The organism is Pseudomonas sp. TWI628, assembly GCF_039673865.1.
Lineage (GTDB): Bacteria > Pseudomonadota > Gammaproteobacteria > Pseudomonadales > Pseudomonadaceae > Aquipseudomonas.
On sequence record NZ_JBDJMM010000027.1, the window covers coordinates 38,054 to 51,212 of the forward strand.

A 13,159-nucleotide genomic window follows, 5' to 3' on the forward strand; every position below is an offset into this window, starting at 1 on the left:
AGGTTTTATCGTTAACCGCGATAACCGACGAACAGTACTCAGCGCGCCTTGGGTGTGGCTACATTATCGCGCAAGTAAACCGGTTGCGCCTGTTCGGCGGCGATTGCCTCGCCACGGGCCCAGGCGAAGCTGGCCAGGCTGAGGATGTCCAGAGCATTTGGCAAAGCGGCCGGGTTGCTGGCGCAGGCCTGCACCGCCAAACGCTCGGCATAGCCCCAGCCGGTACCGGCACCGAACCAGTCACCGCTGCTGCCTTCAGGCAGGGCCACGCGCTCAGGCGGCAGCACGGCTTCCAGGCCCTGCAGGCGCATTTCACCGGCTTCGGCCTTGTAGCAACCCCAATACACTTCGTCCATGCGCGCATCGATGGCAGCGGCCACCTGCTGCACACCCTGCTCGCGCAGCGCGCCCTGGGCCAGCGCAGCCAGGTTGGACACTGGCAGCACTGGGCGCTCCAGCGCAAACGCCAGGCCCTGCACCACGCCAATGGCGATACGCACCCCGGTGAACGCGCCCGGGCCACGGCCGAAGGCGATGGCATCCAGTGCATTGAGCGCCACGCCGGAATCTGCCAGCAGCTGCTTGATCATCGGCAGCAGCTTCTGCGCATGCATGCGCGGGATCACCTCGTAATGGCTGGTTACCTTGCCGTCATGCAGCAGTGCGACGGAACAGGCTTCGGTGGCGGTATCCAGGGCCAGCAGGGTGGTCATCGAACGGGTATCCAGGTGCTAGGGGAAAAGAGCGGCAGTATAAACGACAACGGCCCGCAAGCGGGCCGTTGTGACACATGGCGTTGGATCAGCTCAGGGCGTCCAGCACCTTGGCGGTGATCGACTCGACCGAGCCGACGCCTTCGATGTGGCTGTACTTCGGCTTGCCATCATTCGCTTTAGACAGCTTCTGGTAGAAGTCCACCAGCGGCTTGGTCTGGCTGTGGTAGACCGACAGGCGGTGACGCACGGTTTCTTCCTTGTCGTCGTCGCGCTGGATCAGGTCTTCGCCGGTGACGTCGTCCTTGCCTGCCACTTTCGGCGGGTTGTACTGAATGTGGTAGGTACGGCCCGAGGCCAGGTGCACACGGCGGCCAGCCATACGGCCGACGATTTCTTCGTCGTCGACGGCGATTTCGACCACGGCGTCGATGTCTACGCCAGCGGCAACCATGGCTTCAGCCTGCGGAATGGTGCGCGGGAAGCCGTCGAACAGGCAGCCATTGGCGCAATCCGGCTGGGCGATACGCTCCTTGACCAGGCCGATGATCAGCTCGTCGGAAACCAGCTGGCCGGCATCCATGACTTCCTTCAGTTGCAGGCCCAGTGGGGTACCGGCCTTGACGGCGGCACGCAGCATGTCACCGGTGGAGATCTGTGGAATACCGAACTTCTCGGTGATGAACTTTGCCTGAGTACCTTTACCGGCCCCGGGAGCTCCCAGCAGAATTACGCGCATCTCGTGCTCCTCAAATTTTTTTATGAAATTCAATGGATTCGGCAATCGAGGCCAAGTCCGGAAAATCGGGTATGACCATAAATCGGTCAGAAGGCTGCTCAAGATACACAGCGCTCGGCAGCCAGACAAGCGTCCCAAAGTTGCAGCATTGCGTCATTTGTAACTGAAACCGAAGGGGGTTGCGCCCGGCGCAACCACCCTCCTCGTCCTGTTCTGGCCGACACCCTGTCAATCGGCAAGGGCCGCAACAGCTGGCGTCAACCGGTGTTGCGCAGGCCCGCGGCAATCCCTGCCACGGTCACCAGCAAGGCCTGCTCCAACGGGCTGTCCAGAGCGGCTTCGCGGCTGCGCGAACGGGCCAGCAACTCGGCCTGCAGGCGGTGCAGCGGGTCCAGGTAGGTGTTGCGCAGGCTGATGAATTCCAGGGTCTCGGGGCTATGCGCCAGTAGCACCGGCTGCCCGGTCAGGCCCAGCACCACCTGGCACGACTGCGACAATAGGTCGCGCAGGTGCGCACCTAAAGGCAGCAAGCCTGGTTGCACTAGACGTTGGTCGTAGGCCTCGGCGATTTGCGCATCGGCCTTGGCCAGGACCATTTCCAGCATGTCGATGCGAGTGCGGAAGAACGGCCACTGCTCGCGCATCTGCGCCAGCAGTTCGCCCTGGCCCCGCGCCAAGGCATTGCTCAGGGCGGTTTCCCAGCCCAGCCAGGCCGGCAGCATCAGGCGTGTCTGGGTCCAGCCGAAGATCCACGGGATCGCCCGCAAGCTTTCGATGCCACCGGCACGGCGCTTGGCCGGGCGGCTGCCCAGCGGCAGGCGGCCCAGTTCCTGCTCAGGAGTGGACTGGCGGAAGTACTCGACGAAGTCGGGGTTTTCCCGCACCACGCCGCGGTAGGCCTTCACACCGTCGGCCGCCAGCTGGTCCATCAGTGCGCGCCAGGCGGGCTCTGGTGGTGGTGGTGGAAGCAAGGTGGCTTCGAGCACGGCGGCCAGGTATAGGTTGAGATTCTGCTCGGCGATGCCCGGCAAGCCGAACTTGAAGCGGATCATTTCGCCCTGTTCGGTAGTGCGGAACCGCCCTGCCACCGAGCCCGGGGGCTGCGACAGGATCGCCGCATGGGCCGGGCCGCCGCCACGGCCGACCGTACCACCACGGCCATGGAACAGCAGCAGCTCGACCTGATGCTCGCGGCAGATGCGCACCAGGTTTTCCTGGGCACGGTACTGAGCCCAGGCAGCCGCCGTGGTGCCTGCGTCCTTGGCCGAGTCGGAATAACCGATCATCACTTCCTGCGGCCCGCGCAGGCTGGCGCGATAGCCCGGCAGACCGAGCAGGCGCTGCATCACCGGCCCGGCGTTGTCCAGGTCGGCCAGGGTTTCGAACAACGGCACCACGCGCATCGGCCGGGTCAGGCCGGCTTCCTTGAGCAGCAGTTGCACAGCCAATACATCAGAGGCCGCGCCCGCCATCGAAATCACGTACGAGCCCAGCGATGCGCCCGGTGCAGCGGCGATCTCACGGCAGGTGGCCAGCACTTCTGCGGTCTCTGCCTGGGGTTTGAAGTGCGCCGGCAGCAACGGCCGGCGATTCTTCAATTCGGCCTGGAGGAATGCGATGCGCTGTTCTTCGTCCCAGTCGGCATAGCTGCCCAAGCCCAGGTAATCGGTAATCTCCGCCAGCGCATCACGGTGCCGGGCGGCGTCCTGGCGCACATCCAGGCGACCGAGGAACAGGCCGAAGGTCACCGCCCGGCGCAGGCTGTCAAGCAATGGGCCATCGGCGATCACGCCCATGCCGCACTCATGCAACGACTGATAGCACAGCTCCAGCGGGGCGATCAGGTCGCGGTTGTCCACCAGCACCTCGGCGCTGGCCGGCGGGTTGCTGGTCAACGCGAGCTGGGCCCAGGCGCGGGTCGCGCGCAGGCGGTCGCGCAGTTGCTTGAGCAATGCCCGGTACGGCTCGGCACTGTCGCCCACACGTTCACGCAAGGCACTACTGGCTTGCTGCATGGACAGCTCGGCCGCCAGCGCATCGACATCGCGCAGGAACAGGTCGGCGGCCATCCAGCGGGCCAGCAGCAGCACCTCACGGGTCACGGCGGCGGTGACATTGGGGTTGCCGTCACGGTCACCGCCCATCCACGAGGCGAAGCGAATGGGCGCAGCTTCCAGCGGCAGGTGCAGGCCGGTGGCGTCGAACAGCGCCTTGTCGACCTTGCGCAAGTGGTTGGGAATGGCCTGCCACAGCGAATGCTCGATCACCGCGAAGCCCCATTTGGCCTCGTCCACCGGGGTTGGCCGGGTGCGGCGGATTTCTTCGGTGTGCCAGGCCTCGGCGATCAGCCGGCGCAGGCGCTCACGCACCTGCTCGCGCTCGGCGGGGGTCAGGTCACGGTGGTCCTGCACGGCCAGCTGGCCGGCGATGGCATCGTATTTCTGGATCAACGTGCGCCGCGCCACTTCGGTCGGGTGCGCGGTCAGCACCAGCTGGATATCGAGCTTGGCCAGTTGCCGGGCCAAGGCGTCATCCTTGTGCCCGGCCTGCTTCAGGCGAGCCAGCAGTTCGGGCAAGACCCGCGCCTCGAACGGCTCTGGCTGGCCGGCATCGCGACGGCGAATCAGCTGATACTGCTCGGCCATGTTGGCCAGGTTGAGGAACTGGTTGAAAGCTCGCGCCACCGGCAGCAGGTCTTCTTCTGCAAGGTCGGCCAGGGTCGAGCTCAACTGCTCGCCAGCGCCGCGGCGGTCGGCCTTGGCGCTGTGGCGAATGTCCTCGATCTTCTGCAGGAACGCATCACCGTGCTGCTGGCGAATGGTCTCGCCGAGCAACTCCCCCAACACATGGACATCTTCACGCAGGCGCACATCGATATCAGTCATTGGCCCTCTCTTCGGCGCGGCTCGCCACGCTCTGCTCAGGAAACAGCACTGGCCCAAGAGTGCCCACTGCCGGGGCGCGATGGCAAGCCGCGATCGCGCAAAGCAAACTAAAGTTAAGGCAGCGCAGTCCGATGCACTGCAGCCTTTACTGGCGTTGACAGAGGTCATCATGAAAATCCGCGAACTCGCCCAGCACTGGGAACAGAATGCCGCCGGCACCCTGAGCCCCACCGGCCATGCCTTGCACCTGGACCTGGAGTCCGAGGCACGCCTGGCCGCCCTGATCGACATGTACCCCAAACGCACCGCCGAGGAACTGCTCGGCGAACTGGTCGCCGCCGCGCTGGAGGAGATAGAAGCCAGCTTCCCCTACGTGCAGGGCCAGAAGGTCATCGCCACTGACGAGGAAGGTGACCCGCTGTACGAAGACATCGGCCCGACCCCGCGCTTTCTGGCGCTGTCACGGCGCCATCTGCACGACCTCAGCAACACCGACGGCGACAGCGGCAACTAAATTCCCCTTTGACTTTCCGGGCCTGCAACGGGCCCGGATGCCCGTTCCAGACAGCGAAGTTCCAGGCACAACCGCTGACCGACCAGTCAGAAAAAGTTAGGCAGCCGAGGCAACTTTTTCTGAACCTTTCAAAAAACGGTCAAGTCCCAGCCAATAGCCATCACGCTAAAACCCTGCACACCTGCCATGGTGCATCGTTCAGCGCAAGCGCAGGCAATGTCAGGGATTGAGCGATGGACTGCTATGGACATCGTCGTAATCAGGAGTGATCCAATGGAACTGACCACCATCAACACCCGCAACCCGAAAGCTACGTCCGGCCACGTTCGCGGGTTGAAGCTGGCCGCGCTGGCCCTGGGCAGTAGCCTGGTCCTGGCCGGCTGTGCAGGCAACCCGCCTACCGAGCAGTACGCCGTCACCCAGTCCGCCGTGAACTCCGCCGTCAGTGCCGGTGGTACCGAGTTCGCTGCCGTGGAAATGAAAGCGGCCCAGGACAAGTTCAAGCAGGCCGAAATCGCCATGCACGACAAGCAGTATGACGAGGCCAAGCGCCTGGCCGAGCAGGCCGAATGGGACGCCCGCGTCGCCGAGCGCAAGGCCCAGGCAGCCAAGGCCCAGAAGGCCGTGCAGGATGCCCGCCAGGGCGTTCAGGACGTGCGTCAGGAAGGCCTGCGCAGCGCTGAATGAGCGCCGCCATGCCAACCCTAGCCTTCGCAACTGATCAAAGGATGAACACTATGCGCAACTACGTCATGATTCCCGCCCTGCTGGCCGTGAGCATCGGCCTCGCCGCCTGCTCCCACGACCCGAACCCCAACCTGGAGTCGGCCCGCAGCAACTTCTCGGCGTTGCAGAGCGACCCGCAGTCGAGCAAGGTGGCCGCGCTCGAGACCAAGGATGCCCAGGACTGGCTGAACAAGTCCGACAAGGCCTTCATGGACCGTGAAGACAGCAAGAAGGTCGACCAGCTCGCCTACCTGACCAACCAGCGTATCGAGGTGGCCAAGGAAACCATCGCCCTGCGCACCGCCGAAAACGAGTTGAAGAACGCCTCGGCCCAGCGTGCCCAGGCCAAGCTCGATGCCCGCGACGCGCAGATCGCCAAGCTGCAGGACAGCCTCAACGCCAAGCAGACCGACCGCGGTACCCTGGTGACCTTTGGTGACGTGCTGTTCGACTTCAACAAGGCCACCCTCAAGAGCAACGCCTACCCGAACATCACCAAGCTGGCCCAGTTCCTTCAGGAGAACCCGGAGCGCAAGGTGATTGTCGAGGGCTACACCGACAGCGTTGGCTCGGCCAACTATAACCAGGGCCTGTCCGAACGCCGCGCCGCCAGCGTGCGCGCGGCGCTGGTACGTGCAGGCGTGGACCCGGCGCGTGTCGTCGCCCAGGGTTATGGCAAGGAATACCCGGTGGCGGACAACGGCAGCAACTCGGGCCGTGCGCAGAACCGTCGGGTAGAGGTGACCATCTCCAACGACAACCAGCCGGTGGCACCGCGTTCGGTGAGCCAGATCCAGCAGTAAGGCTGGTCAGCTGAAATGAGAAAGCCCCGCGATCGATGCGGGGCTTTTCTTTTGCCTGTTCCGGCCTCTTCGCGGGCAAGCCCGCTCCCATACCTGTGGGAGCGGCTTTAGCCGCGAAAGGGCCGGGACAGCCGCTAGAAATCCTAAATCATTGCACCTGCTGCGGCGTCTCCTGCCCCATGCAGCGCACCGCGCGCTTGCGGCTGTCTACCAGCACGCCGGTCAGGCCTTTCTGCTCGGTATCGAACAGCACCAGCACCCCATCCACGCACTGGGCCACCTGCGGCGCCGGGTCCAGCGAGACCTTGTAGTCCTCGCCCGGGATGGTCTTGAGCATGGTGAAGTCCTGCAGCAGCAGCGCATCCTCAGGCTTGGCGAAATGCAGGTAGCCGTAGTACCAGAGGGCCCCCACCGTCACGATGATGCTGCCGACACCGGTCAGGATCAGCGGGATGGCGTTGCGTTCTTCACTCATTGCGTGTTCTTCTCGTCAGGGTAGTTGGGCACTTCGGCAAGCCGCCGCAGGCCGTTGAAATGGCTCGGGTCATCAAGGAAGCGCAGCATCACCTGGCGCCACACCGGGTCGGCGAAGGTCTGCACGTGGCCGCCTCGGGTCAGTTGCAGCACCCGCGGGGCCGGTGCGTTCTGGTACAGGCGGATGCCGTTGTCCATCGGCACCAAGGTGTCGTCGATGCTGTGGAAGAACAGCTTCGGCGGGCTGCTCAGCTGCCCGATCGAACGGATTGCACTGTCGCCGTCTGGCACCAGCCAGGACAGCGGCACCTGCAGCGGCCAGGTCATCCACGAGGTGCTCAAGGCATAGCGCCCTACCCCACGGTAACTGGCTGGCACACCGTCGAACACCAAGGCACTGAAGCGCTGGCGCTGCTCGGGGTGCTGCGCCAGGTAATGGATCGCCATCGCCCCACCAAGGCTCTGGCCGAGCAGCACCAAGGGCTTGCCCTTGACCTCGGGGGCCTGGGCCAGCCACGCCATTGCCGCGTCGATATCCTGATAGACCTCCGGCAAGCTCGGTGAGCCCTCGGACAGCCCGTAGCCACGGTAATCGATCATCAGTACCTGGTAACCCTGCTCCGGCAGCCAGTAGCTGCCGCCCAGGTGGCCCGGCAGGTTGCCGCCGTTGCCATGCAGATGCAGCACCGTCCCCTTGACCTCCCCCCCCGCCTTGGCCGGCAGCCACCAACCGTGCAGGCGCAAGCCATCGGCGGTGGTGAGGGTGATATCGCGGTACTCCAGCTTGGCCCGCTCAGGGGTGAACGGCTCGCCGGGTTCCGGGTAGAACAACAGGCTGCTGCAACCGCCCAGCCCCAGCAGGAGCAGGCCCAGCATCAGCTGGCGGCAGCGCTCAGAGAATGTTCGCGTAGTCGGCTTCAATGCGATCCAGGCTCAAGTGGTTGAGGAAGTTGGAGAAGCACATCCAGGCCGACAGCGCGTTGAGGTCGCGGAACTGCTCCGGCAGGTACTTGGGCGGCTCCACCAGCCCTTCCTCGACCAGCTGGCGTAGGGTGCGCATGTCTTCCAGAGTGGTCTTGCCGCAGAACAGCAGCGGAATCTGTTCAAGCTTGCCCTTCTTCACGGCCAACTGAATGTAGTTGTAAACCATGATGAAGCCCTTGAGGTAGGACAAGTCCTTGGTGAATGGCAGGCCATTGGGCACCGAGCCACGGAACACCCGGCTGGCGTTGCTGTAGCTCTGCGCCATCTCGAAGCCCTGCTCGCGGAAGAAGTCGAACACTTGCAGGAAGTCGGCGCCCTCCTCGACCATGTGGATGGCGCGGGTGCGGTTGGTCAGCTTGCGCAGGCGGCTGGGATAGGAAGCGAAGGCGATCACCTCCATGAGGATGGCCAGGCCTTCCTGGGTCACCGTCGACGAGGGCGGGCCCTTGGCCAGGAAGGTGCAGATCGGCTGGTTCAGGCCGTTGAGGGTGGTGCCCACATGCACCAGGCCTTCATGCACCTCCAGCGCACGCACGTCCCGGTTGTTGAACATGGCATCGGCGCGCACCTTGATGTAGTCGGCACCGGCTGCGGCATCGGCAACGATACCGTCCGACTCGAACACGCGGATGGTTTCCTCGGCCTCGCCAAACACCTTGTTCAGGCGGCGCTGGAGGATGTCCACGGCCTCCTTGGCGGTCAGGTTCTTCGGCTCGTCCTTGAGGTCGCCGCGCCCGTCGATGTTGTTCAGGTAGTCCGAGAGCATCAGCCCCAGGTCGGCCAGGGTCGGGTCACCGGCGTGGAAGGCGTCGGAGGCCGCGCCGTACAGTTCCTGGGAGATCAGCCCGAAGTCTTCGGTACCGCGGGCTTCGAGCATGCGCACAACCATGCGGTATTCGCGGCACATGCGCTTCATGATCTGCCCGACCGGGTTGAACTGGCCGAGCTGGCGAATGATGTCACGCTCGATGGCCTGGAACTCGGCCTTCACCGCGCTGGAGTCGAACGCCAACGGGCGGGCCAGGTAGTAATCGCGGTCAACGGCGGGCGGCTCCTTGCCCTTGGCCTTGAGAAAGCCCTGGCGGATGTTGTCGTCCCATTTCACCGCGTCGAGGACCCGGATCGGGGTCTGTGCCGCGACGATGCGGTCGGACAGGGCGCGGATGGTTTGCTGGTACTCGTCCACGGAGGACTCCTTGGTCTGGTCCTGACTACTTGCCGCTGCGCTGGAAGCGCGCCACTTCGACGAACAGGTCGGAGTTGGCCGGGTCATCCAGGTAGGCCAGCACACGTGGCGACGGGCTGTCGATCAGCACGCCCTGTTCGCTTTCTTCCGGAATCTGCGTGCTGCGCCCGCTCAGTTCCTTTTTCTCGACCGCCTGCTGCACTTGCTCGACATCAAGGTTGTAGACCACCAGTTCCTTGCCATCGACGATGTCGAAACCGCCAATCAGGAAGTTGCCGCCCAGGCGCTTGGGCACGCCAGCCGACAGGTACCAGCGGTTGCCATGGCGCGACACGGTGAAGGTGTATTCCTCCGGCGCCTTGCCTTTGGCCGTGGCCACCGCCTTGTAGGCATCGCCGCCGCTGCGGCTGATGGTCAGCTTCAGCGGTTCGCCCCAGGCATCCTTGCTGCTCCACTTGCCGAGCAAGGCCTTGGGCGCCGCCTGGTTGCTCGGCAGCGGCTCATGAAAGGTCACCAGACAACCGCCCAGCAGGAGGAATGACAAGGTCAACAACACCACACGCCAGGCTTTCATCAGGTTCTCCTTGAAAGTTCGGTCACAGCTCAGGCCGATGCCAACACCAGGTGCAGGTAACGGGTAAGCATAGCGAGCATCTGCCCATCGGCTTGCGCATCGGCATCCTTGAGCAGGCCCTGATATTCCATCTGCTCGATAATCGCCGTCAACATTTGGGCGTCCTGTTCCGGTTGCTGCGAGCCGACCACCTGCAGCAGCTGGCGGGCGCCGTGCAGCAGAATCTGCTCGTGCGCACGCACCAGCTCGGCCAGGCGCGGGCACAGCAAGGCCTCTTGGCGGAAGGCCTGCTCGGCCATCATGAAGTCGCGGCGGTTGAGCAACTGGCGCTGCACATAGTCAGCGGTCATGCGGGCGATTTCGTCCGCCAGCCGCGCCCGCGACTGCACACTGCCATCACCCTGGGCGAGCAGCTGGCGCAGCACCACCTCGGTGTTGGCCCAGAGCTTGGCCATGTAGTCGGCGCTGCGCTCGACGTACTGAGCGAAGGTGTCGGTGAGCAGGTCTTCGATGTCCTTGAAGTAGTAAGTGGTGGCCGACAGCGGCACACCCGCCTCGGCGGCCACCGCACGGTGGCGCACGCCACGCACGCCATCGCGCACGACGATGCGCATGGCAGCGTCGAGGATCAGCTGGCGGCGCTGTTCGCTGCCTTGACGGGCGGTCTTGCGACCCTGGTACTGCACGCTTTCGGCGACGGCGGTGGCGATGCCGGCGGCGCCTTGTTGGGCCATTGCGGGTGTCACGGTGGTTACCTCATGGACAGGGGTTGGCCGGTACAGCCAATACAAGTGTACAGGCAAGAAAAAGCCGCCCCGAAAGGCGGCTTGTTCAGTTCACTCAGGCCTGTGGGCGCATGTGCGGGAACAGGATCACGTCGCGAATCGACGGCGAGTTGGTCAGCAGCATCACCAGGCGGTCGATACCGATACCTTCACCGGCAGTCGGCGGCATGCCGTACTCCAGGGCGCGAACGAAGTCGGCGTCGTAGTGCATGGCTTCGTCGTCACCGGCGTCCTTCTCGGCCACCTGGGCCAGGAAGCGCTCGGCCTGGTCTTCGGCATCGTTGAGCTCGGAGTAGGCGTTGGCGATCTCGCGGCCACCGATGAACAGCTCGAAGCGGTCGGTCACGGCCGGGTTTTCGTCGTTGCGACGGGCCAGCGGCGACACCTCGAAGGGGTACTCGGTGATGAAGTGCGGCTGCTCCAGCTTGTGCTCGACCAGCTCTTCGAAAATCATCACCTGCAGCTTGCCCAGGCCTTCGTGGCCCAGCACCTTGGCACCGGCCTTCTTGGCGATGTCGCGGGCACGGTCTACGTCCTGCAGGTCGGCAGCGGTCAGCTCGGGGTTGTACTTGAGGATCGAGTCGAATACCGACAGGCGGGCGAACGGCTCGCCGAAGTGGAACACCTTGTCGCCATACGGTACGTCGGTGGTGCCCAGTACCAGCAGCGCCAGCTCGCGGAACAGTTCCTCGGTGAGGTCCATGTTGTCGCGGTAGTCGGCGTAGGCCTGGTAGAACTCGAGCATGGTGAATTCAGGGTTGTGACGAGTCGAAACGCCTTCGTTGCGGAAGTTGCGGTTGATCTCGAACACCTTTTCAAAGCCGCCGACCACCAGGCGCTTGAGGTACAGCTCCGGCGCGATACGCAGGAACATGGCCATGTCCAGGGCGTTGTGGTGGGTTTCGAACGGCTTGGCCGCTGCACCGCCGGGAATGGTCTGCAGCATCGGCGTTTCGACTTCAAGGAAGTCACGCTCGATGAGGAACTTGCGGATGTGCGAGATCACCTGCGAACGCACACGGAAGGTGTGGCGGGTTTCTTCGTTGACCATCAGGTCGACGTAGCGCTGGCGGTAGCGCTGCTCGGTGTCGGTCAGGCCGTGGTGCTTGTCCGGCAACGGGCGCAGCGACTTGGTCAGCAGGCGCACGTTGGTCATCTCGACGTACAGGTCGCCCTTGCCGGAACGGGCCAGGGTGCCTTCGGCGCTGATGATGTCGCCCAGGTCCCAGGTCTTGACCGCTGCCAGGGTTTCTTCCGACAGGGTCTTGCGGTTGACGTAGACCTGGATACGGCCGGTCATGTCCTGGATGACCATGAACGAGCCACGGTTGAGCATGATGCGGCCGGCAACCTTGACCGGGATCGCGGCTGCTTCCAGCTCTTCCTTGGTCTTGTCCGCGTACTGTTTCTGCAGGTCGTTGCAGTAGCTGTCGCGACGGAAGTCGTTGGGGAAGGCATTGCCCTTGGCACGCTCAGCGGCAAGTTTTTCCTTGCGCAGGGCGATCAGGGCGTTTTCTTCCTGTTGCAGGTCTTGCGATTCGGTCTTGAGGTCGCTCATGTCGTCATTCTTTCCATCAGGTATTCGTTGCCCTTTTCGGGCAGGGCACGCGCTACCGGCGGGTGGCCAGGTAGCGCGGCAGTGATGTGCGGCTTACAGCCCCTGCTTGAGGCTCGCTTCCAGGTACTGGTCGAGGTCGCCGTCCAGGACCTTCTGGCAGTCGCTGCGCTCGACGCCGGTACGCAGGTCCTTGATGCGCGAGTCATCCAGCACGTAGGAACGGATCTGGTGGCCCCAGCCGATGTCCGACTTGCTGTCTTCCAGCGCCTGCGAGGCGGCATTGCGCTTCTGCATTTCCAGCTCGTACAACTTGGCCCGCAGCATTTTCATGGCGGTGTCCTTGTTGGCGTGCTGGGAGCGTTCGTTCTGGCAGGCCACCACGGTGTTGGTCGGCACGTGGGTGATACGTACCGCAGAGTCGGTGGTGTTCACGTGCTGACCACCGGCACCGGAGGAGCGGTAGGTGTCGATGCGCAGGTCGGACGGGTTGATCTCGATCTCGACCTTGTCGTCGATCTCGGGGGACACGAATACCGCCGAGAACGAGGTGTGGCGACGCGCACCGGAGTCGAACGGGCTCTTGCGCACCAGGCGGTGCACACCGATTTCGGTACGCAGCCAGCCGAAGGCGTACTCGCCCTTGATGTGCACGGTGGCGCCCTTGATGCCGGCGACTTCACCTTCGGACAGCTCGATGATGGTGGCGTCGAAGCCACGCTTGTCGGCCCAGCGCAGGTACATGCGCAGCAGGATGTTGGCCCAGTCCTGCGCCTCGGTGCCGCCGGAGCCGGCCTGGATGTCCAGGTAGGCGTTGTTCATGTCCATCTCGCCGCTGAACATGCGACGGAACTCAAGCTGGGCCAGGGATTCTTCCAGGGCCTGCAGCTCGGTCTCGACATCGCTCACAGCGCCTTCGTCACCTTCCTCGACAGCCATGTCGAGCAGGTCCTTGCAGTCGGCAAGGCCGTTGGCCATCTTGTCCAGGGTCTCGACGACCTGCGCCAGCATGGCACGCTCGCGGCCCAGGGCCTGGGCGTACTCGGGCTTGTTCCAGACGGCTGCGTCTTCCAGCTCGCGGTTTACTTCGACCAGACGATCATGTTTGTGATCGTAGTCAAAGATACCCCCGAATGGACTGCGAACGCTCGGTGAGGTCCTTGATGGTGTTCAGAATCGGTTGGATTTCCATGGGCGGGCAGCTCTCGTGCGAATTCGGTG

General features: G+C 63.9%; 13 protein-coding genes. 3 read left to right on the plus strand and 10 right to left on the minus strand.

The window, feature by feature from the left end:
- Nucleotides 1–38: 38 nt before the first annotated feature.
- The 3 genes from tsaB to ppc form a co-directional block, all read right to left on the minus strand.
- On the minus strand, nt 39–713 hold the full coding sequence (tsaB, locus tag ABE528_RS20465) for a tRNA (adenosine(37)-N6)-threonylcarbamoyltransferase complex dimerization subunit type 1 TsaB (protein ID WP_346653930.1): 675 nt from the start codon (nt 711–713) through the stop codon (nt 39–41).
- A gap of 88 nt (nt 714–801) precedes the next feature.
- Nucleotides 802–1,452 (minus strand): adenylate kinase, encoded by a 651-nt coding sequence (gene adk / locus ABE528_RS20470; protein WP_346653931.1) that lies wholly within the window; start codon nt 1,450–1,452, stop codon nt 802–804.
- A 257-nt stretch (nt 1,453–1,709) separates the two neighbouring features.
- A complete protein-coding gene (gene ppc, locus ABE528_RS20475; RefSeq protein ID WP_152958110.1) occupies nt 1,710–4,337 on the minus strand; it encodes a phosphoenolpyruvate carboxylase in 2,628 nt (875 codons plus the stop codon).
- A gap of 169 nt (nt 4,338–4,506) precedes the next feature.
- Between ppc and ABE528_RS20480 the strand changes: the two genes are divergently transcribed.
- The 3 genes from ABE528_RS20480 (at nt 4,507) to ABE528_RS20490 (ending at nt 6,380) form a co-directional block, all read left to right on the plus strand.
- Nucleotides 4,507–4,851 (plus strand): pilin assembly protein, encoded by a 345-nt coding sequence (locus ABE528_RS20480; RefSeq protein WP_152958111.1) that lies wholly within the window; start codon nt 4,507–4,509, stop codon nt 4,849–4,851.
- A 273-nt stretch (nt 4,852–5,124) separates the two neighbouring features.
- The gene (locus ABE528_RS20485; protein WP_152958112.1) at nt 5,125–5,538 is read left to right on the plus strand and encodes a DUF4398 domain-containing protein; all 414 of its coding nucleotides are present in this window, start codon (nt 5,125–5,127) and stop codon (nt 5,536–5,538) included.
- Nucleotides 5,539–5,588: 50 nt separating this feature from the next.
- Nucleotides 5,589–6,380 carry an OmpA family protein gene (locus ABE528_RS20490; protein WP_152958113.1) on the plus strand — a complete coding sequence of 264 codons (792 nt, stop codon included), beginning with the start codon at nt 5,589–5,591 and terminating at the stop codon, nt 6,378–6,380.
- 148 nt (nt 6,381–6,528) lie between these two features.
- On the opposite strand, the gene ABE528_RS20495 is transcribed toward ABE528_RS20490, so the two are convergent.
- From ABE528_RS20495 to prfB, 7 genes are all read right to left on the minus strand, one after another.
- A complete protein-coding gene (locus tag ABE528_RS20495; RefSeq protein ID WP_261942911.1) occupies nt 6,529–6,855 on the minus strand; it encodes a hypothetical protein in 327 nt (108 codons plus the stop codon).
- Complete coding sequence (locus ABE528_RS20500; RefSeq protein WP_346653932.1) at nt 6,852–7,775, minus strand: alpha/beta hydrolase; 924 nt, start codon at nt 7,773–7,775, stop codon at nt 6,852–6,854. Before ABE528_RS20500 ends, ABE528_RS20495 begins: the two co-directional genes overlap by 4 nt.
- Nucleotides 7,747–9,024, minus strand: a complete 1,278-nt coding sequence (locus ABE528_RS20505) for a flavohemoglobin expression-modulating QEGLA motif protein (protein WP_346653933.1) — start codon at nt 9,022–9,024, stop codon at nt 7,747–7,749. The genes ABE528_RS20500 and ABE528_RS20505 overlap by 29 nt, the downstream gene beginning before the upstream one ends.
- A gap of 25 nt (nt 9,025–9,049) precedes the next feature.
- On the minus strand, nt 9,050–9,598 hold the full coding sequence (locus ABE528_RS20510; RefSeq protein WP_152958116.1) for a hypothetical protein: 549 nt from the start codon (nt 9,596–9,598) through the stop codon (nt 9,050–9,052).
- A gap of 29 nt (nt 9,599–9,627) precedes the next feature.
- Entirely contained in the window at nt 9,628–10,332 is a 705-nt protein-coding gene (locus ABE528_RS20515) for a TetR family transcriptional regulator (protein ID WP_152958117.1), read from the minus strand.
- 106 nt (nt 10,333–10,438) lie between these two features.
- Nucleotides 10,439–11,941: a lysine--tRNA ligase gene (gene lysS / locus ABE528_RS20520; RefSeq protein WP_346653934.1), complete on the minus strand. Its 1,503-nt coding sequence runs from the start codon at nt 11,939–11,941 to the stop codon at nt 10,439–10,441.
- 93 nt (nt 11,942–12,034) lie between these two features.
- A protein-coding gene (gene prfB, locus ABE528_RS20525; protein WP_152958119.1) for a peptide chain release factor 2 occupies nt 12,035–13,130 on the minus strand; the annotation gives its coding sequence in 2 pieces (ribosomal slippage) (nt 12,035–13,057 and nt 13,059–13,130; 1,095 coding nt in all).
- Nucleotides 13,131–13,159 lie beyond the last annotated feature (29 nt).